Annotated in this window: 16 protein-coding genes; 8 read left to right on the forward strand and 8 right to left on the reverse strand. The window is 73.4% G+C overall.

Annotated features, from left to right (window positions below; translation table 11 throughout):
- Positions 1-57: 57 nt before the first annotated feature.
- The 3 genes from B073_RS0128640 to B073_RS0128650 all read right to left on the reverse strand — a co-directional run bounded on the left by B073_RS0128640 (position 58) and on the right by B073_RS0128650 (position 3,769).
- Entirely contained in the window at positions 58-966 is a 909-nt protein-coding gene (locus tag B073_RS0128640; protein ID WP_018541521.1) for a DNA-3-methyladenine glycosylase family protein, read from the reverse strand.
- Positions 967-1,030: 64 nt separating this feature from the next.
- The gene (locus B073_RS0128645; RefSeq protein ID WP_018541522.1) at positions 1,031-2,113 is read right to left on the reverse strand and encodes a sugar phosphate nucleotidyltransferase; all 1,083 of its coding nucleotides are present in this window, start codon (positions 2,111-2,113) and stop codon (positions 1,031-1,033) included.
- Between the two features lie 327 nt (positions 2,114-2,440).
- On the reverse strand, positions 2,441-3,769 hold the full coding sequence (locus B073_RS0128650) for a peptidoglycan recognition protein (RefSeq protein ID WP_018541523.1): 1,329 nt from the start codon (positions 3,767-3,769) through the stop codon (positions 2,441-2,443).
- A 126-nt stretch (positions 3,770-3,895) separates the two neighbouring features.
- On the opposite strand from B073_RS0128650, the gene B073_RS0128655 reads away from it, so the two are divergent.
- The 4 genes from B073_RS0128655 (at position 3,896) to B073_RS0128670 (ending at position 10,065) form a co-directional block, all read left to right on the forward strand.
- The gene (locus B073_RS0128655) at positions 3,896-4,654 is read left to right on the forward strand and encodes a TIGR03089 family protein (protein ID WP_018541524.1); all 759 of its coding nucleotides are present in this window, start codon (positions 3,896-3,898) and stop codon (positions 4,652-4,654) included.
- Positions 4,655-4,928: 274 nt separating this feature from the next.
- Entirely contained in the window at positions 4,929-6,200 is a 1,272-nt protein-coding gene (locus B073_RS0128660) for an LCP family protein (protein WP_018541525.1), read from the forward strand.
- Between the two features lie 258 nt (positions 6,201-6,458).
- Positions 6,459-8,237 carry an LCP family protein gene (locus B073_RS0128665; protein ID WP_018541526.1) on the forward strand — a complete coding sequence of 593 codons (1,779 nt, stop codon included), beginning with the start codon at positions 6,459-6,461 and terminating at the stop codon, positions 8,235-8,237.
- Between the two features lie 61 nt (positions 8,238-8,298).
- The gene (locus B073_RS0128670; protein WP_018541527.1) at positions 8,299-10,065 is read left to right on the forward strand and encodes an LCP family protein; all 1,767 of its coding nucleotides are present in this window, start codon (positions 8,299-8,301) and stop codon (positions 10,063-10,065) included.
- A gap of 54 nt (positions 10,066-10,119) precedes the next feature.
- Here B073_RS0128670 and B073_RS0128675 read toward each other — a convergent pair whose 3' ends face one another.
- Positions 10,120-11,154, reverse strand: coding sequence for a glycosyltransferase family 2 protein (locus B073_RS0128675; RefSeq protein ID WP_018541528.1), 1,035 nt, complete (start codon positions 11,152-11,154; stop codon positions 10,120-10,122).
- A 288-nt stretch (positions 11,155-11,442) separates the two neighbouring features.
- Here B073_RS0128675 and B073_RS0128680 point away from each other — a divergent pair, with 288 nt between their 5' ends.
- Genes B073_RS0128680 through B073_RS0128690 form a run of 3 tightly spaced genes read left to right on the forward strand, consistent with a single transcriptional unit; the run spans position 11,443 to position 14,021 of the window.
- Positions 11,443-12,918, forward strand: a complete 1,476-nt coding sequence (locus tag B073_RS0128680; protein WP_018541529.1) for an LCP family protein — start codon at positions 11,443-11,445, stop codon at positions 12,916-12,918.
- The gene (locus B073_RS0128685; RefSeq protein WP_018541530.1) at positions 12,915-13,367 is read left to right on the forward strand and encodes a hypothetical protein; all 453 of its coding nucleotides are present in this window, start codon (positions 12,915-12,917) and stop codon (positions 13,365-13,367) included. Before B073_RS0128680 ends, B073_RS0128685 begins: the two co-directional genes overlap by 4 nt.
- 51 nt (positions 13,368-13,418) lie before the next feature.
- A complete protein-coding gene (locus tag B073_RS0128690; protein ID WP_018541531.1) occupies positions 13,419-14,021 on the forward strand; it encodes a VanZ family protein in 603 nt (200 codons plus the stop codon).
- 90 nt (positions 14,022-14,111) lie between these two features.
- Here B073_RS0128690 and B073_RS0128695 read toward each other — a convergent pair whose 3' ends face one another.
- Positions 14,112-14,663, reverse strand: coding sequence for an acyl-CoA thioesterase (locus B073_RS0128695; protein WP_018541532.1), 552 nt, complete (start codon positions 14,661-14,663; stop codon positions 14,112-14,114).
- A gap of 303 nt (positions 14,664-14,966) precedes the next feature.
- On the opposite strand from B073_RS0128695, the gene B073_RS0128700 reads away from it, so the two are divergent.
- Positions 14,967-16,274, forward strand: a complete 1,308-nt coding sequence (locus B073_RS0128700) for an LCP family protein (protein ID WP_018541533.1) — start codon at positions 14,967-14,969, stop codon at positions 16,272-16,274.
- A gap of 216 nt (positions 16,275-16,490) precedes the next feature.
- On the opposite strand, the gene B073_RS0128705 is transcribed toward B073_RS0128700, so the two are convergent.
- From B073_RS0128705 to B073_RS0128715, 3 genes are read right to left on the reverse strand one after another with little or no spacing between them, the layout of a single operon-like run.
- Positions 16,491-17,339 (reverse strand): helix-turn-helix domain-containing protein, encoded by an 849-nt coding sequence (locus tag B073_RS0128705; RefSeq protein ID WP_018541534.1) that lies wholly within the window; start codon positions 17,337-17,339, stop codon positions 16,491-16,493.
- A gap of 14 nt (positions 17,340-17,353) precedes the next feature.
- Positions 17,354-17,869, reverse strand: coding sequence for a DUF6879 family protein (locus B073_RS0128710; protein ID WP_018541535.1), 516 nt, complete (start codon positions 17,867-17,869; stop codon positions 17,354-17,356).
- The gene (locus B073_RS0128715; RefSeq protein WP_018541536.1) at positions 17,841-18,095 is read right to left on the reverse strand and encodes a hypothetical protein; all 255 of its coding nucleotides are present in this window, start codon (positions 18,093-18,095) and stop codon (positions 17,841-17,843) included. Before B073_RS0128715 ends, B073_RS0128710 begins: the two co-directional genes overlap by 29 nt.
- Positions 18,096-18,142 lie beyond the last annotated feature (47 nt).

The following is an 18,142-nucleotide window of genomic DNA, read 5'->3' on the forward strand; positions in this document are numbered from 1 at the left end:
CACCGCGACCGGTGTGTGGCACGCCTCGGCCACGGCCGGGTCCGGCCGCAACCGGGGTCACAGCCGGGCGATGTCGCCCACCGGGAAGCGCGGGGCGCGGCGCGGCGGTACCAGGCCGGAGAGCAGGATCAGCCGGGCCGCGCGGTGCCGCTGCCCCTCGTAGGGCGCGAGGAGCTCCAGCATCTCCTCGTCGGTGGTGCCACGCCGGCCGGTGAGCGCATAGCCGATGATCTTCGGCAGGTGCAGGTCGCCGACGGTGATCGCGTCGGGGGCGCCCAGGGCGCGCTGGAGGGTCTCGGCGGCCGTCCAGGGGCCGATGCCCGGGATCGCGGTCAGCCGGCGGGTGGCGTCCGCGAGGTCCATCCGCGCGGCCTCCTCCATACGGGCCGCGACCCGGACCGCCCGCAGGACCGCCGACGACCGCTTGGCGTCGACGCCCGCGCGGTGCCACTCCCAGGACGGGATCAGCGCCCAGCCGCGCGGGTCGGGCAGCACCCGCAGCCGGTCCCAGGGGCCGGGTGCGGGCGTGCCGTGGCGCTGGAGCAGCAGCCGCCAGGCGCGGTACGCCTCGTCGCTGGTGACCTTCTGCTCCAGGATCGACGGGATCAGCGACTCCAGGACCAGTCCGGTGCGGGCGAGCCGGACGCCGGGGTGGCGGCGGCGGGCCTCGTGGACGACACGATGGCGGGCCGTCAGGGCCTCCGGGTCGTCGGACTCCCCCAGCAGCTCCGGCAGACGGTCCAGCAGCCACTCGGCGCCGGAGCCCCAGGCCGTCGCCACGACGTGGCCGTCGGCGGGGCGGGCCGCCAGGCGCAGGGTGCCGGGGCCGGCGGGCGTGCGGCAGGCCCGCCAGATCTCGTCGCCGCGGACCGCGAAGGCCGGGTCGCCGGGACCGCGGCGCAGCACCCCGAGGGTGCGGTGCAGGTCGTACGGGCCGGGCGGGACCCAGGTGCGGGTGGCGGGCATGCGGCCAGGCTAGGCGATGGGCGGGCGGTCGGGTGAGGCGATCGGGGGTGGGCCGGGCGTTGGGCTACTGGTCGGAGGAGAAGCGGACGGAGGCGGCGGGGAGGTGGGCGTCGCACCAGATGCGGATGCCGTCGCGGAGTTCGTTGTCGGGGCCGATCACGGCGCCGTCGCCGATCACCGCGCCGTCGAGGACCGTGTTGGCCCCGATCCGGGCGCCGGCGCCGATCAGCGAGTCGCGGACCTGGGCCCCCGGTTCGATCACCGCGCCGTCGAGGACGGTGCTCCCGTCGACCCGGGCGCCGGCGCCGACCCGGGCGGCGGAGCCGACGACGGTGCCGCCGGTGAGCTTGGCGTCCGGGGCGACCTCGGCGCCGTCCAGGACGAGGCGGTCGCCGCAGCGGCCGGGGACGGCCGGCGACGGGGCGCGGCCCATGACCAGGTCGGCGGAGCCGCGGACGAACGCCTGCGGGGTGCCGAGGTCGAGCCAGTACGTGGAGTCGACCATGCCCTGGAGGTGGGCGCCGTCGGCGAGCAGGCCGGGGAAGGTCTCGCGTTCGACGGAGACCGGGCGGCCGGTGGGGATGGCGTCGATGACCGACCGGTTGAAGACGTAGGCACCGGCGTTGATCTGGTCGGTGACGATCTCCTCGGGGGTCTGCGGCTTCTCCAGGAAGGCGGTGACCCGGCCGGTGTCGTCGGTGGGGACGAGCCCGAAGGCGCGCGGGTCCTCGACCCGGGTCAGGTGCAGGGAGACGTCGGCGCCGCTGGTGCGGTGGGTGTCGACGAGGGCGCGGATGTCCAGGCCGGTGAGGATGTCGCCGTTGAAGATCAGCACCGGGTCGCCGGGGGCGGAGTGCAGCCGGGAGGCGACGTTGCGGATGGCGCCGCCGGTGCCCAGCGGTTCCACCTCGGTGACGTACTCCAGGTGCAGGCCGAGCGCGGAGCCGTCGCCGAAGTACGGCTCGAAGACCTCGGCGAGGTAGGAGGTGGCCAGGACGACGTGCTCGACGCCGGCGGCGCGGGCGCGCGCCAACTGGTGGGTGAGGAAGGGCACGCCGGCCGCCGGGACCATGGGCTTGGGCGTGTGCACCGTCAGCGGGCGCAGCCGGGTGCCCTTGCCGCCGACCAGGAGGATCGCTTCAGTCACTGTGTCCTCAGTTCGCTTCTCCGCCCGCGCAGCGGTGCGGCACTCGACGACGTCCACCACAGCCCGGTGGCTGCACGTGCGACGCTCACGTGTCCTCTGTTCGCTTCTCCGCCCGCGCAGCGCAGCGGTGCGGCACTCGACGTCCACTGCGCGCGTGCGACGCTCACGTGGTCCTCTCTGCTTTCTGCTGGTTGCCACTGGTTCGGCCGGTCGGCGGACCAGTGTAGGCAGACGGTCCGCCGGCTCCAGTAGCCGGGACGCGGCCGGGCCGGTGACGCGGCGACAGGGCACCTGCGGTCCTTAGGACGCGGCGGGGCCGGGAGAGGTTCAGCGGCCCTGGAGGTGGGCGGCGGCCTGGCGGACGGCGGGGAGGTCGGCGTACAGGCGGGTGCCGGGGCATTCGGTCTTGAAGCCGTCGCGGTGGCCGGAGATGACGTGCTGTTGGACGGTCTTCCCCCTGCGGTAGAGGTTGCCGCCGCTGGAGGTCATGGGAGCGCGGCCGCGCGGGTCGGCGCCGTACAGGCCGAGCTTCCAGGCCGTCAGGCGGGCCAGGGCCTCCACGGCGGGGCGCGTCGGGGCGGCCTTGTTGAAGGAGCCGAGGAGGGCGATGCCGGTGCTGTCGTTGTTGAAGCCGAGGGTGTGGGCGCCGAGTACGGGTTTGGCGACGCCGCCGGCGCGGCCCTCGTAGACGGTGCCGCACTTGTCGATGAGGAAGTTGTAGCCGATGTCGCGCCAGTGGCTGCTCTTGACGTGGTAGCGGTACAGGCCGCGGATCACCGAAGGGGCCTGTGCGCAGGTGTAGTTGTTGCCGGTGGCGCTGTGGTGGACGAAGGCGGCGCGGACGGTGTGGGTGTAGACGAAGCGGGCCTCGCGCAGTCGCTCGTCGGCGCCCCAGCCGGCGCGGGTGACGATGCGCGGGCGGGCGCCGATGTGGGCCGGTCCGGTGGGGAGGTGGCCGCCGGCGGCGGCGATGTCGGCCTGGGCGGCGGCCTGGTCGGCGGCGGGGATCTCGGTGGCGCCGGGCGGGGCGAGGGGGGCGTTGGCGGCGGTGCCGGCGGCGGCCGCGGGGGTGGGGGGCGGGCCGCCGCGTACGGCGGGGGTGTCGGGGCCGGGGTCGACGAGTTCGAGGCGGAGGCCGTGCGGGAGGGCGCCGGCGGCGCGGTGCGGGTCGTCGAGGGTGAGGCGCAGTTGGATGGCGTCGCTGGCGCCGACCCAGAGGGGCGCGGTGCTGCCGCGGGCGCGGGTGCCCTGGGGTTCGCCGCCCGGGTCGGGGGCGTCGTCGCTGTCGGTCTGGAGGTCCTGCCAGTCGGACCACTGGGCGCTGCCGCGGGCGCGGGTGCGGACCTGGGCGCGGCCGCGGAGGGCGCGGGCGGCGTCGTCCCAGACGACGCCGACGAGGGAGAACGGGCGGACGGCGCGGGGCGGGAGTTCGTGGACGGTGTTCTCCTGCGGCGGGACGGTGGCCCGGGCCGCGCCGTGTGGGGCGGTCAGGCCGAGGCCGTCCAGGGGCAGGGACTGGGTGGCGCCCGGCAGGTCGCCGGCGCTCGCCGTGCCGGGCCCGGCGGCCGCCTGCGCGGGGTGCGCGGGCGGGGCGAGGGGCAGGGCGAGGGCGGCCGTGCACGCGGCGCCGAGGCAGGTGGCGAGGATGGGGCGCATGGGGAAATCCTGGGACGGCCCGGGGCGGCCCGCCATCGCTGGTGGGGCGGGGCTTCGGCCGAACCGGTGGCGGGTGCGGCCGGACCCGACTGCCCGTCAGGGTCCGTCGCGCGTACGCTGGCCGCGATGAACGCCATCGATCGCACCCCCGCCGACCTGCTGGGTTCCGCGCTCGCCGCGGACCCGGCCCGCCCGCTGGTGACCTTCTACGACGATGCCACCGGCGAGCGGGTGGAACTGTCCGTCGCGACCTTCGCCAATTGGGTGGCGAAGACCGCCAACTACCTCCAGGGCGATCTGGCCGCCGAGCCCGGCGACCGGCTCGCGCTGCTGTTGCCCGCGCACTGGCAGACCGCGGTGTGGCTGCTGGCGTGTGCGTCGGTGGGGGTGGTCGCGGAGGTGGGCGGTGATCCGGGCGCGGCGGATCTGGTCGTCAGCGGCCCGGATGCGCTCGATGCGGCGCGGGCCTGTTCCGGGGAGCGGGTGGCGTTGGCGCTGCGCCCGTTGGGGGGCCGGTTCCCGCAGCCGCCGGCGGGGTTCGCGGACTTCGCGGTGGAGGTGCCGGGTCAGGGTGACCGGTTCGTGCCGTTCGCCCCGGTGGATCCGAGGGCGCCGGCGCTGGTGGTCGGCGGCGAGGAACTGACGGGCGCCGGGATCGGGGAGCGGGCGCTGGCGGATGCCGCGGCGGCCGGGATGCCGCCGGCGCCGCGGGTGTTGTCGGGCCTGGCGTACGACAGTTGGCGGGGGTTGTCGGCGGGGCTGTACGCGCCCCTGGCGGCGGGGGGTTCGGTGGTGCTCTGCCGGCATCTGGACCGTTTGGACGGGGCGGCGCTGGCCGGTCGGGAGGCCGCGGAGAAGGTCACGTTCACGGTGCCGCGTTCCTGAGGACGGGGCCCGAGTCCGTTCCGGGAGTTCTGTGCCCGCCCGTTCCTGAGCGCCGGTTGAGTGCCCGGTGGGGTGCCCGGTGGGGTGCCCGCTCCCCCGTCCGGCGGAGGGTGGTTCCCGTCGGGCGGGCCGGTTCGTCCGGCCGGGGCCATGCTCGGGTTACGTACGCCCGGCGACGCCGGGTGCGTACGGGCTCCCCGGCGCGGGGTCCGGCGGTCTTCCCGGTGGTGCCGGCGCGGGGGCGTCCGGTCGACTCCGAGGGAGGCCCGCCCACGTGTCCGAGAGCCCCGACACCCCGTCCGGCCGCCGGCGTCGTTCCGAGGGCGGTGGGCGGGCGCGGTTCCGGGGCTGGCCGGAGCGGCCCGCGGGGCTGCTGTGGACGGACCGGCCGGGGCCGCCGCGTACTCCGCCGCCGCGCCACCGCCGCTGGCTGCGGGCCGCGGCGCTGGCGCTGACGGTGGCGGTGCTGGCCTCGGCGGGGCTGGGGTGGGCCGTCTGGACGCGGTTGGACGGCAACATCCGCTCGGACAGCGCGACGGAGCGGGAGCTGGAGAAGTACGAGTCGGAGCGGCCGCCGGCGGGTCCGAAGAACGCGCAGAACATCCTGCTGATCGGCTCGGACAACCGGGGCGGCGGGAACGGGGAGTACGGGGAGGACAGCGGCACCCAGCGGTCGGACACCACGATCCTGCTGCATCTGGCGGCGAACCGCCAGAGCGCGACCGCGGTGAGCGTGCCGCGCGATCTGATGGTGCAGGTGCCGCACTGCAAGCGGTCCGACGGGTCGGAGTCCGTGCCGCAGACGGTGCAGTTCAACTGGGCGTTCGCGTTCGGCGGGGCGGCGTGTGCGATCCGCACGGTGGAGCGGATGACGCGGATCCGGATCGACCACCACATCGTCGTGGACTTCACCGGTTTCAAGAACATGGTGGATGCGGTGCACGGGGTGCAGATGTGTCTGCCGCGTCCGGTGCAGGACGACGAGGCGCATGTGTCGCTGCCGGCCGGCCGGCAGACGCTGGACGGGGAGGCGGCGCTGGGTTATGTGCGGGCCCGGAAGAGTCTGGGGGACGGCAGTGACACCCAGCGGATGGCGCGGCAACAGCAGTTCCTGGCCGCTCTGGTGAGGAAAGTGCAGAGTAATGGTGTGCTGCTCAATCCGATGCGGCTGTATCCGGTGTTGGATGCCGCGACGAGTTCGCTGACGACGGATGCCGGGCTGGCCTCGCTTCGGGGTTTGTACGAATTGGTCCGCAGTATGCGGAGCATTCCCACGGCACATGTGCAGTTCCTGACGGTGCCGCGTACCGAGTACCGTTACGACCCGAATCGCGATGAGCTGGTGCAGCCGGACGCGGATCGGCTCTTCGGGCGATTGCGCAGTGATCAGCCGGTGGCGGTGGTGCCGCAGCCGCCCGCGGGGGCACCGCTCGGCGGTGGGGACGACAAGGCGGCGGGGCCGGGGCGCGGCGCGCGGCCGGCGCCCGGTGCGAGTTCCACTCCGGCCTTTCCGGGGAGCACGGCGGAACACGGCGGCTGCGAATAAAAACGCCGCAAAGAGCGCCCGGAACCCGTGAAGGGAATGGGCGGATTGCCCAGTTGTAGGGAAGTGGAATTTGTCACGGGCGTCGCCCGGGGCTGAACTGGGCGGATAGTGTGAGCGATCCGGTCCGCTCGACCAGCCGACCGATGACCGTTGCCCGGCGACGGTTGACCCAGTACCGAACCACCTAACGCACGATCGACCGACCGAGCGCCTTGAGGGGATGGCGCCGCGTGGTACCGACGGAGGACTCAAGGCACCGTGGACGCGCAAGGCCGTGGGCAGGCGGGCGACAACAACGTCGATCCCGCTGATCAGTGGGTGTTCAATCCGAACACCGGCAACTACGAGTTGCGGCTCGACCCGTCGGGTCAGGGCCCTGCTCGGCCCGCCGACCGCAAGGCGCCCGGCAGACGTTCCGCGGGGAGGCCGGGTGCGGGTGGCGGCGACAGCGACACCCGTCCGCTGCCGGTGCAGCGGGGCGGCCGCGGGGACGGTGACGCGGAGCCTGCGGAGCCCGCGGCGGGCGGTCGGGCGGCGCGCCGGGCGGCCGGCCGGGCCGGCTCGGCGGCGGCGACGGCGTCGGCCGGGGGTGCGGCGAGCCGCCGCAAGCCCAGGCCGAAGGCGTCGGGGCGGCGGAAGTTCCTGTACTGGACGGCCGGTGTGGTGGGCTTCGTGCTCGTCGCCGGCTGCGGTACGGCGTTCGTGATCTACCAGCAGCTCGACGGCAACATCAAGAAGGTCGACGTCGGCGAGGAGAACTCGGCAGTCACCGACGGCCCGGTGAACCTCCTGGTGATCGGCACCGACGCGCGCACCGGCAAGGGCGACACCGGTTACGGCGACCAGGGCAGCGTCGGGCACGCGGACACCACGATCCTGATGCACGTGTCGAAGGACCGGACCAACGCCACCGCGCTGAGCATTCCGCGCGACCTGGTCACCGACATCCCGGACTGCCCGACGAAGCAGCCGGACGGTTCGACGAAGGTCGTTCCGGGCCAGCGGCATGTGCGGTTCAACACCAGTCTGGGCCAGGAGGGCCGGGATCCGGGCTGCACCTGGCGGACGGTGGAGAAGCTGACCGGCCTGAAGATCAACCACTTCATGATGGCGGACTTCAACGCCGTCAAGGACCTGTCCGACGCGGTGGACGGTGTCGAGGTGTGCACCGCGAAGGACATCGACGACCCGAAGTCGCACCTGAAGCTCTCGGCGGGCCGGCATGTGGTCAAGGGCGAGCAGGCGCTGGCGTTCGTGCGGACCCGGCACTCGGTGGGCACCGGCAGCGACCTGAGCCGGATTCAGCTGCAGCAGCAGTTCGTCGGTTCGCTGATCCGGAAGCTGAAGTCGAGTGCCTTCGGCAGTCCGGGCAAGCTGCTGGACGTGGCGCAGGCGGCGACGAAGGCGCTGACGGTGGACACCGGTATCGGCACCGCGGGCAAGCTGATGGACTTCGGGGACGACCTGAAGAAGGTCGACCTCAACAAGATCACCTTCGCCACCGTGCCGGTGCTGGACAACCCGCGGGACAAGGCCACCGTCGTCCTGGACACCGCGAAGGCCGAGCCGCTGTTCAAGATGGTGCAGCAGGACCACGCGCTGGCCAAGGGTGCCGGGAAGGGCAAGGGCGGCAAGCCGAGCGCGCCGGTCAAGAAGGCGCCTCCGGAGCTGGTCCGGGTCGATGTCACCAACGGGGGCGGGCCGTTCGGCGCGGCCCAGGAGACCGTGGACTGGCTGCAGAACACCAAGGGCGCGCGGCTGTCGACCAACGCCGGCAACGCGCCGGAGAAGCTGTCCGCGACGCGTCTGGAGTACGCGCCGAACCAGGCCGACCAGGCCGCGACGCTCGCCGAGTGGATGGGCCTGCCCAAGAGCGCGCTGAAGCAGACCGGTGCGAACGCCGGTCCGCGGGTTCCGATGAAGCTGGTGCTGGGCAAGGACTTCACCGCGCCGGGTTCGCCGATCGAGGCGCCGACCGAAACCCCGGAGGGCGTTCAGCACGTCAGTGCAGATGACAAGAACATCTGCGCGAAGTGATCGGGCCGGGCGCTGAGCCCGGGCACGGAGCGCAACTGCACGGAAAACGGGGGAATGGCGAATGCCGCAGAGCGGTGTGCGCGGTGAGGGGCGGCAGCAGGAGCCGCGCCGGCTGGGCTGGACGGACGGCGGTGCCTTCGAGAACAAGGGGCTGCCGCCGGACGCGCCGGACTGGGCGGCCGACGGGGCCGTGGGCGGCCCGGCCGGCGGCGCGGGCGACGCTCCGTCCGGCGGGACGGCCGGGGGCCGCGCCGCGCGCCGCCGGGACCGCCGGGCCGCGAAGGCCGCGCGGGGCGGGAAGGAGGGCGGTACGGGCCGCCGGGTGCTGCGCTGGACGGCGTTGGGCCTGGGCGTGCTCCTGGTGGCCGGGGCCGCCGGCGGTTATCTCTACTACCAGCACCTGAACGCGAACCTCCGCAAGGAGGCGCTGGACCTCGGGCCGGGCGGGCTGAAGAAGCCGGAGCCGAACGCGTTCGGGCAGACGCCGATGAACATCCTGCTGCTGGGGTCGGACGGCCGGAACACCGAGAAGAACATCGAGCTGGGCGGGGCCCGCCAGGACGCGGACCGCAAGCCGCTGGCGGACGTCCAGATGCTGGTGCACGTCAGCGCCGACCGCAGCAACATGTCGGTGATCTCCATCCCGCGGGACACCCGGGTGACCGTGCCGCAGTGCACCGACCCCAAGGACGGCCACGTCTATCCGGAGACCACCGCGCCGATCAACGAGTCGCTGCAGCACGGCGGTCCGGGCTGCACCGTCGCCACCTGGAAGGCGCTGACCGGCGTCTACGTCGACCACTTCATGATGGTCGACTTCTCCGGGGTGGTGGACATGGCCGACGCGGTCGGCGGGGTGCCGGTCTGCGTCGACCGGAACGTCTACTCGCACGACCGCAGGGGCCACGGCAGCGGGCTGCGGCTGACCAAGGGCACCCACCCGGTCAAGGGTGTGCAGGCGCTGCAGTGGCTGCGCACCCGTTACGGCTTCGAGGACAACACCGACATCGGCCGGGCCAAGGCCCAGCACATGTACATGAACTCGATGATCCGTCAGCTCAAGCAGGGCACCAAGCTCACCGACCCGGTGCAGCTGCGGGACCTGGCGGAGGCCGCGACCAGTGCGCTCACCGTCGACGAGGGGCTGGGCTCGGTCAAGAAGCTCTACGACCTGGGCGGCGATCTGCAGCGGGTGCCGACCGGGCGGATCACGATGATCACCATGCCCTGGGAGTACGGCCCCGGGGAACGGTATGTCGTGCCGAAGCCCGGGGACGCGGAGGCCACCTTCGCGATGCTGCGCGACGACGTGGCGCTGGACGGCAAGGACGCCAAGGGCGGCCAGGGCGGCAAGGACGCGAAGGGCGGCGGGCCGCAGCCGGCGGCGCCGTCCCCGTCAACTCCCAAGGGGAAGCTGGCCGTTGTCGTCCAGAACGGCACGGACGGGGCGCGCGGCCCGGCCGCCGGGCGGGCGAACGACATCCAGGAACGGCTGGTGGCGCTCGGCTACACGGGCGCGCGCACGCATTCCCGGCTCGTCAGCCAGGCGGCGACCACCGTGCTCTACAAGGACGCCGCGCGGCGCGGCGACGCCCTGGCGCTCGCCAAGGCGCTGGGGCTGCCCACCGGTGCGGTACGGGAGTCGGCGGAGGCCGCCACGGTGCGGCTGGTGGTCGGCAACGACTGGCGGACCGGCACGGACTATCCGGCGGCGTCCGGCGCGGGCGGCGGGGCACCCGCGCACCAGGCGCCCAAGAGCGCGGACCCGCTGAACGCGGAGAAGGACTCCTCGGCCTGCATGAAGGTCAATCCGCAGTACACGTTCTGACGTGCCGGGCCCGGATACGGGGGTGCGCATCGCGGGGCGCGCACCCCGGGAGGGCTACTCGGCCGGGGCGGGAGCCGGGGCCTTGACGGCCGGGCGCCGGCTGGCGATGACCTTCTTCGCGAGGGAGCGCGGGCTGGTGAGGAAGCCGGCGCCCCAGGACATGTGCATGGTCGCCAGGGCGACGGGGATCTGGGCGCGGGCCTTCAGCGACAGGCCCTTGCCGGCCGGCAGCGAGCCCGCGGTGATCGCGGCGAGGTAGCCGGCCGGGACGACGAGGCCCCAGGGCGTGACGGCGACGCCGACGACCAGGCCGGCGGCGATGGCGCAGACCGCGGCCGGCGGGGCGAGGTAGCGCAGGTTGATCGACCCGGAGTGGTAGCGGGCGACGACGTGCCGCCACTTGCCGTAGTCCTTGTACTGCTTGGCGAGGGCCTTGATGCTGGGGCGCGGCCGGTACTGGACCCGCAGCTCGGGCGAGAACCAGATCTGCCCGCCGGCCTCCCGGATGCGGAAGTTCAGCTCCCAGTCCTGGGCGCGGATGAACTCCTCGTTGTAGCCGCCCTGCTGCTCCAGCACCTCGCGGCGGAAGACGCCGAGGTAGACCGTTTCGGCGGGGCCGGCCGCGCCGCCGGTGTGGAAGGCGGCGTTGCCCACGCCGATCTTGGAGGTCATGGCGGCGGCCACCGCCTCCTCCCAGGCGTTCTCGCCCTCGGCGTGCATGATGCCGCCGACGTTGGCGGCGCCGGTCTCCGCAAGGAGGCGCACGGCGGTGGCGATGTAGTTCGGCGACAGCATGCCGTGGCCGTCGACGCGGACCACGACGGGGTGCCGGGACGCCTTGATGGCGGCGTTCAGGGCGGCGGGGGTGCGGCCGGTGGGGTTGGGCACGGTGTGCACCCGGGGGTCCTCGCGGACCAACTCCGCGGCGATCTCGTCGGTGCGGTCCGTGGAGGGGCCGAGGGCGATCACCACCTCCATCTCACCGGCGTACTCCTGGGCCAGGATGTGCCGGACGGCGTTGCGCAGGTGACGTTCCTCGTTGAGCACCGGCATGATCACGGAGACGGCCGGGAGCTGCTGCTGGGGCATGGTTCCTCGGGGGTACGGCCCGCGGCGAGCCGCCATGGGGGGGCGGCAGCGCCCGCCGGGAGACTGCGGTGTTCCGCCTCACGGTACCGCGAACGGGGGACCTCTTCGGACGGCAACCGGGTGGCCGGACGCCGACCACCCGGTGTGTGGCATTTTGATGCAGATCGTACGGGTTTACGGTGACCGGGTCCGTTCCGTGACGGGCCCGCACCGCACCGGCCCGCGCACCGCGCGGGGCCCGCCGGTGGGCCCCGCCACCCCTGTCCCCGTCCACCGCGGAGGTGGCCCGTGCCCGTCCCCGCGCCGTCGACCTCCTCGCGCACCGTCCCGGGCCGGCGCCCCCGGCGGTCCCGGTGGCGCCGCCCGCGCCGGGGCCCCCAGGGGCCGCGCTGGGGACTGCGGATCAGCGCCGCGGCGACCGCCCTGCTGCTGTCCGCGAGCGGGGTGGGGCACGCCATGGTCACCGACGTGGAGACCGGGATCGGCCGGGTGGACGCCTTCCAGGGGATCAACGACCGGCCCGTGGTCGGCGCCGGGCTGACGTTCCTGGTCGTCGGGACCGACGGCCGGGACAACCTGACCGACGAGGAGAAGGAGCGCTACCACCTGGGCGGCGACCCCTGCCACTGCACGGACACGCTGATGCTGGTGCACCTCTCCGCCGACCGGAGCCGCGCCAGCGTGGTGAGCCTGCCCCGCGACTCGTACGCCGAGGTGCCCGCCCACCAGGACGCCGACGGCCGGCGGCACCCCCGGCACGCGGTCAAGCTGAACGCGGCCTACGCCGAGGGCGGCCCCAACCTGACCGTGCGCACCGTCGAGCACATGACCGGGGTGCACATCGACCACTACCTGGAGATCGACTTCACCAGCTTCATGCGGACCGTGGACGCGGTCGGCGGGGTGGAGGTCTGCAGCGTGCGGCCGCTGCGGGACCGCTACTCGGGGCTGGACCTGCCCGCCGGGACCTCGCGGCTCAACGGCGGCCAGGCCCTCCAGTACGTCCGCTCGCGCCATGTGGACGGCTCCGCGGACCTGGGCCGGATGCAGCGCCAGCAGCGGTTCCTGGCCGCGCTGCTGGACCGGATCACCTCGTCCGGGGTGCTGATGAACCCGGTCCGCTTCAAGGAGGTGGCGGACGCCATGCTGCAGTCCGTGCGGGCCGACGACGGCTTCGGCGCGGGCGAGCTGGCCGATCTGGCGCAGGCGATGCGCGGCTTCGGCCCGGCGTCGTCGGAGTTCGCCTCGGTGCCGCTGCGGGGCGAGGCGGAGAACGTGCCGGGGCTGGGCTCGACGGTGCGCTGGGACCCGGTGCAGGCGCCGCGGCTGTTCCGGGCGCTGCGCGAGGACCGGCCGTTCGCGGTGCACCGGCGGGCGGCGGAGCCCGGCACGGTCGTGGACGTCCCGCCCGGGCAGGTGCGGGTGCGGGTCGACAACGGCACCGGCCGGCCCGGGCTGGCCGCCCGGGTCACCCGGGAGCTGGCGGACACCGGCTTCGCCACCGTCGGCACGCCGGGCGACTCCGGGCACGGCGCGGCGCCCCGCACGGTGCTCTCCTACGACCCGCGCTGGGACCGCTCGGCGCGCTCGCTGGCCGCCGCGCTGCCCGGTGCCCGGCTGCGGCCGGCGGCCGGGCAGGGGCCGCTGATGCGGGTGACGGTCGGCGCGGACTTCCGGGCGGTGCGGCCGGTGCGGGCCGAGGAGCCGGCGCCGGCTCCCGGCACCCTGGCGGCGATCACCGGCGACCAGGCGGTGTGCCGATGACCGTGCCCGCGCCGCGCCGCACCGCCGCGGGGCCGCCGGCGGCCGGGCCGGACCGGCGGCGCCGGGCGGGCCGGGCCGCGGCCGCCGTCGCCGTGCTGGGCCTGCTGGCGATGACCGCGGCGGCCGTCCCGTCGGCCCCGGCCGCGCCGACCGGCTGCGGGGTGCTGCTGCTCGGCCGGCTGTGCCTGCGCGGCCCGGTCGGTGCGACCGGCGTCTACACCGCCGTCTACCGGCGGGACGCCCCGGCGCCCGGCGAGATCTCCGTCCGGCTCGGCTACCAGCGCAAGAACTCCCGGATCACCGCGTTCCCTGGCTGGTTCGGCGCCGGGCGGACGCGCGGCGGGGTGCTCCGGCTGAGCGGGCGGGTGGAGATGCTGCCGGACGAATGCATCCGGGGCGTGATGGAGCACGGCGCGACGGTGTTCGTCACCAAGTGGAGCTGCGGCTGACCCGGGCCGTGCGGCGTCCGGTGTCCGATGTCCGGAAAGGTGGTGCGGAGCATGTGGCGGATCGTCCTGGCGATCACCCCGGCGACGGTGGTGCTCTTCCTGCTCGGGGCGCTGGCGCTGGCCCTGGCCCTGGCGCTGTGGGCGCTGCAGGCCCCGGGGCGGCGCGCCCCGCGCACCGCGGCCGGGGTGCTGCTGGCGGTCTGGCTGGTGCTGCTGCTGGCGGTCACCCTCGCCCCCACGCAGCCGGTGGGCTCCGGCGACGCGACGTTCTGGTGGCGCCCCGGGGAGGGGCTGCTGGAGCTGGGGGCGCAGCTGGAGCCGGGCGAGGTGGCGATGCTGGTGCGGCGGCAGATCGCCGGGACCGCGCTGTTCGTCCCGGTCCCGCTGCTGCTGCGGTTCGCCGCGCCCCGCTGGTCGGCGGCCGGGGCGTTCCTGCTCGGGGTGGGGCTGAGCGTCGCCGTCGAGCTGGCGCAGCTGCTGATGCGGGCCGGGCGGGTGGCCGACATCGACGATGTGCTGTGCGCGGCGGCCGGGACCGTCACGGGCGCGGCGCTGGCGCTGCTGGCAAAGGGGACGGCAGCGGCGCTGCACCGCCGGGCGCTGCCCCGCGGCGCGGTCCGGCCGGCCGCGGCACCCGCGCCGGAGGAGGCGTGAGGCGCCAGGGCCGGCCGGTCAGGCGTCGTCTGGATGAGTGAGTCCGAAGTCCCGTCGTCCGCCCGGAGGGCGGGCCGCGGGACTTCGGACTCACTCATCCAGCCCCTCGGCGGCGCGCCGTTCGCGGAGTTCCCGGATGGCGCGGCGGCGGGCCAGTCGGTGCGTCCGGCGGATCTGGGCCTCCTGGTAGCGCCGCTTGTCGCGCTCGGTCTCGGGGATGACCGGCGGTACCGCCCGGGGCTTGCCGTGCTCGTCGACGGCGGCGAAGACGAGGTAGGCGGAGCCGACCTGCTGGGCGGGGGTGGATTCGTTCCAGCGCTCGGCCAGCACCCGGACGCCGATCTCCATGGAGGACCGGCCGGTCCAGTTGACCTGGGCCTTGACGTGGACGAGGTCGCCGACCCGGACCGGCTCCAGGAAGGCCATCTCGTCCATGGAGGCCGTCACCGCCGGGCCGCCGGAGTGCCGGCCCGCGACCGCGCCCGCGGCGTCGTCGACGAGTTTCATGATCACGCCGCCGTGCACCGTCCCGAGGAGGTTGGTGTCGCCTGCGGTCATGATGTGCGACAGCGTGGTGCGGGAGACGGAGGTGGGCTTGCCCGCGGGGGCGTCCTCCGGGGAGTGGGTGACGAGGTCGGTCATGCAGCCAAGCGTAAGCGGGGGCCGTACGGTCCCGTACGGCGCGGGCGGCGGGAGCGGGCCGGCGTGACGCGGGTCTCGCCGGCCACGTGACGCGGGTCTCGTCGCCGGCGTGAGATGGCTCTCCCGCCCTCCGCCGGAAACCATCCGGAATGGATGCTTCCGTTGGCCGCGGCCGGAATCGCCGGGCCCTTCGCGGTATGGCCCGTTAGCGCTCCGCCGCTTTGCATCAGCTCTGCAACAGCCACGGCCCGATCCCGTACCCGCCCTATGGAGCGGGCCCCCGCGGCGTGCACACTTCCCCGTATGAATGAGTGGCCCCAAGGACGGTCCGGCGAGCAGAGCGGCAACCGGTACGGACGCGGCAGCAGCGGCGAGCCGGAGGGTGCGCGCGCCATGCCGCACGTACGGCGCGACGCAGGCCCCGGCTACGGCCGGAACGAGCCCCCGCTGCCGCCCTCGCTCTCCCCGCGGCGCGGCGGCGGGAGCGCCCCGCAGCAGTCCCAGGGCTACGACGACTACGACAGCGGCTACAACACCGGCCAGGTCTACGGGGGCGGCCGGGGCGGCCGCGGCACCGGTGGCGGCGGCTACAACGGCGACGGCGGCGACGGCTACGCCGCCCGGCCGCGCCCGCGCTGGGGCCGCCGCATCAAGTGGGCGCTGATCACCCTGGTCGTGGTGGTGCTGGCCGCCTCCGTCGGCACGTACTTCTGGGCGGACGGCAAGCTGCGCCGCGAGGTCGACCTGAGCAAGGTCATCGACCGCCCCGCGACCGGCGACGGCACCAACTACCTCATCGTCGGCACGGACAGCCGCGAGGGCATGACCGACGAGATGAAGCAGAAGCTGCACACCGGCGGCCCCACCGACGGCGGGCGCACCGACTCGATGCTGATCCTGCACGACGGCAGCAACGGCCCGACGCTGATATCCCTGCCCCGCGACTCCAACGTCGAGATCCCCTCGTACGTCGGCTCGAAGTCCGGCAAGCAGTACCCGGCACGCGGCCGGCACACCAAGCTGAACGCGACCTACGCCGAGGACGGCCCGGCCCTGCTGGTGCGCACCGTCGAGTACAACACCCACCTGCACATCGACCACTACGTCGAGATCGGCTTCGCCGGCTTCGCCAACATCGTCGACGCGCTCGGCGGGGTGGAGATGGACATCCCCCAGGCGTTCAAGGACAAGGACTCCGGCGCCGACTTCAAGGCCGGCACCCAGACCCTCGACGGCGCGCAGGCGCTCGCCTTCGTCCGGACCCGGCACGCGTTCGCCTCCCAGGACCTCCAGCGCACCAAGAACCAGCAGAAGTTCCTGGCCGCCGTCGCCAAGCAGGCCGCCACGCCGGGCACCCTGCTCAACCCCTTCAAGCTCTATCCGACGCTGGGCGCCGGCCTGGACACGCTGAAGGTGGACAAGGACATGGGCCTGTGGGACCTGGGCCAGATGTTCTTCGCGATGAAGGGCGTCACCAGCGGCGACGGCAAGTCGATGAACATGCCGATCTCCGGGAGCGCGGGCGGCAACCTGGTCTGGGACCAGGCCAAGCTCAAGCAGCTCGTCCAGCAGCTCAACAACGACGAGCCGGTCACCGTCGCCGGCAACTGACCGGACGGACCACGGGACGGGCCCCGACCGCAACCGCGGCCGGGGCCCGTCCCGTCGGGCGCGAGACGTCCCTACGGAAGGTTCCGCGCCATCACGATCCGCTGCACCTGATTCGTGCCCTCGTAAATCTGCGTGCTTTACGGAAATCACCCCTCTGACCTGCGCGAACATACCCCTCATGGGTTGCTCCCCCAGCATTTCCCCATGATCACTAGGTCACTCCAGGGACGCCACCGCATCCGCGATCAGAGAACGCGCTGCCGCTCCCCGTGCGGCCCCTTGGGAGAGCCGCTCAAACGCTCGGGCGTACAGCTCGACCTGACTGGGCTGCGTGAGCGTGGAAGCAGCGTCCAAGGTGTCCGCGTGCACCCGGCCGTCATCGAAGATCGTGAAGGTTGGCATGGGCCACACGGTCCGTTGTGCCGAGAACGGGACGATGCCCACCGCGACGTTCTGAAGGTCCATGACCCCGAGCAAGTGGCCAAGCTGTGCCGCCATGGTTTCGGCGCTGCACAGCCGGTAGCGCAACACCGACTCCTCCAACACGAACGAGAAACGGTGTGCGCCATTGCTCAGCACCGCGTTCCGCCTCATGCGGGCCGCCACGGCATCGCTCACATCATCCGGAGTTCCCCGGAAATCCGCGATGGAGGACAGCAGAGCAGCGGCGTATCCGGGCGTCTGGAGGAAGCCGGGGATCACGTCGGAGACGTAGACCCGGAAGGTCGTGGTTTGTTGGTACAGATCCCCGGTGGACTCTTGCAGCCGCCGCAGCCCGCTCCGCTGGAGTCGTTTCCACTGCACATGGGCATCGGCGGACTGCCGGTTTGCCGCGATCAAGTCGGGGGCCTGGTCGCCAGCGGCGCAGGCGCGACACCAGGCCCGGATGTCCGCGTCAGAGGGCGGCGTCTTGGCGTTCTCGATCCGGGATGACTTCGACTCCGACCAACCGCACCTGACGGCCAGCTCCCGCCCGCTGATCCCCGCGTCCTTCCGGATCTCCCGCAGACGCCCCGCAAGATCCTCGCGGGCCTTCTGGACGCGTGAAGAGGGGTGTGGGGGCATGGAGCTGGCTTTCGTCAGACCTCGTACTGGTGGTGCGGGATCGCTCGCTCCCAAACCGCTTCGAAGGCAGCAGAGCACAGCTTCACGGCTTCCGGATCCTCTGTGATCTCGTCCTCCACCACCGCGCCGTCACCTGAGAAGTGGTGCACCCGGAGCAGCGCATCATCAAACAGCCAGAAGTCGTTCCCCGGCAGGGCGACAGCCGTGGCCCGCCGCCGTGGCAGCCACCGGACTTCCTCGCCGGCCGTGACGTTGGCATGAGTGACGTAGTGCTCCCACCGGATGTAGTCCGATACCGGCTCGGAGACCACCCGAGCCCTGCGGATCACCACGCCCCTGGCCACGGTGTCCGCGATCAACTGGTCATAGGGATGCCACCAGGAATCGCGATCCTCCCAATTGATCCGCTCCCCACGCTTCCACGCCTCGAACCGGTCCGTGGTGGCGTACGAGTCGCGCAGTTCCAGGTGGACGGCGGATCGCTGGCACTGGCCAAGCAACTCAGCGAAGCTGGGCACGCTCGACGGCATCACACGCCTCCCTGATCATCGGAATCATCCGGGCCGGAATCCTGACGATGGCCTCACTGTCGGGCACCGAGCCGTTCGCGGGGCTGGTTCCCTCGCACTCCGCCTGAGTCTCGGGGTTCGGCTTCCACCCCTGCAACAAGATCTCCTGAGCTTCCGCGTCCGCCCACACGGTGGGGCAGTGGTCCCGGTCGGTGTTGGGGTCGATCCCAACGAACTCTACGGCCATGGCAGGCTCCCTGGTCTAGGTACTTGCTCGGGCTTGCATCAGCTTCT

Origin of the sequence: Streptomyces sp. MspMP-M5 (assembly GCF_000373585.1) — a bacterium.
GTDB lineage: Bacteria > Actinomycetota > Actinomycetes > Streptomycetales > Streptomycetaceae > Streptomyces.